At 70.2% G+C, this 1,374-nt stretch carries 1 protein-coding gene; it reads left to right on the top strand.

Annotated features, from left to right (window positions below; genetic code table 11):
- The coding region (locus GTW40_RS24075) for a M4 family metallopeptidase (RefSeq protein WP_161182264.1) at positions 1 to 1,369 on the top strand (1,369 nt) is incomplete at its 5' end.
- Positions 1,370 to 1,374 lie beyond the last annotated feature (5 nt).

The raw sequence follows: 1,374 nt of genomic DNA, 5'->3' as shown, positions 1-1,374 counted from the left end.
CGCCGCGGCCCGCGCCGCCGGCGGCAGAGCGGGCACCCCGCGCCTGGTGGTGGACGCCCGTGGCGGCGCCGCCCGCCTCGCCTACCAGGTGACCGTGTCCGGCAGCACCCTCGACGACGACGGCGGCTCCCACACGGTCGTCGTGGACGCCCTCACCGGCGTCGTGCGCAGCGACACCCCCGACGCCGACGAGTTCCTCTCGCCCAAGCTGGTCAAGGCCCTGCGCAGCAACCGGGAGACCATCGCCCCGGCCACCGGCGCCGCGGCCGCGGCGAGCCCCCTCGTCGCAGGGGCCGTCGCCAAGAAGTACCCGGCCACCGCGTACGGCACCGGCAAGACCCTCTTCGTGGGCAACGTCGGCCTGACCACCACGCAGACCTCGCGCGGCCACTTCCAGCTCAAGGACCCGAGCCGGTACGGCACCGAGACCCGCGACGCCAGGAACCGCATGTCGGAGAGCTTCGGCTCCGGCACCACGATCACCGGCACCACGGACGTATGGGGCAACGGGAAGACGACGAGCCGCTACAGCGCCGCCGCCGACGCCCAGTACGGCATCACCAGGACGCTCGACTTCTACCGCAAGACCTTCAACCGCAAGGGCATAGCCGGTACCGGCAAGGCCGCCCGCGGAATGGTCCACTGGGGCCGCTCGGTCGCCAACGCCTTCTGGGACCCGGCCTGCGGCTGCATGCTGTACGGCGACGGCGACGGCAAGATGATCAAGAAGCCGCTTGTCGTCCTCGACGTCACCGGCCACGAGCTGACCCACGGCGTCGTCGACGCCACCGCCAAGCTGGAGCCGACCTTCGTCGACCGCAACGGCAACCAGTACGGCGAACCCGGCTCGCTCAACGAGTCGCTGGCCGACGTCTTCGGCTCCGACGTCGAGTTCTACGCGAACAACGCCAAGAACCCGCCGAACTACCTCATCGGCGAGAAGCTCGGCCTCAAGCAGAAGTTCCTGCGCCGCCTGGACCGCCCGTCGCTGGACAAGCTGGAGCAGACCGTCGACTACTGGTCGCCCGAGGTCTACTCCACCGAGGTGCACGCCGGTTCCGGCGTCTCCTCGCACGCCTTCTACCTCCTCGCGGAGGGCAGCGGAAAGAAGACGATCAAGGGAGTCGCCTACAACTCGCCGACCTACGACGGCGGTTCCGTCAAGGGCATCGGCCGCACCAAGGCCACCGCCGTCTTCTACCGCGCCCTGACCCGCTACATGGTCTCCTCCACCGACTTCCACGACGCGCGCGTCGCGACGCTGAAGGCGGCCAAGGACCTGTACGGCGCGAGCAGCGCCGAGTACAAAGCTGTGGACCGGGCGTGGGCGGCGGTCAACGTCACCGCGGCCAACACCCCCGCCCCCTGACGCAC

The sequence above is a fragment of the Streptomyces sp. SID4985 genome (assembly GCF_009863025.1).
In the GTDB taxonomy this organism is placed as follows: Bacteria; Actinomycetota; Actinomycetes; order Streptomycetales; family Streptomycetaceae; genus Streptomyces.
This window is presented reverse-complemented; position numbering and strand designations above follow the sequence as displayed.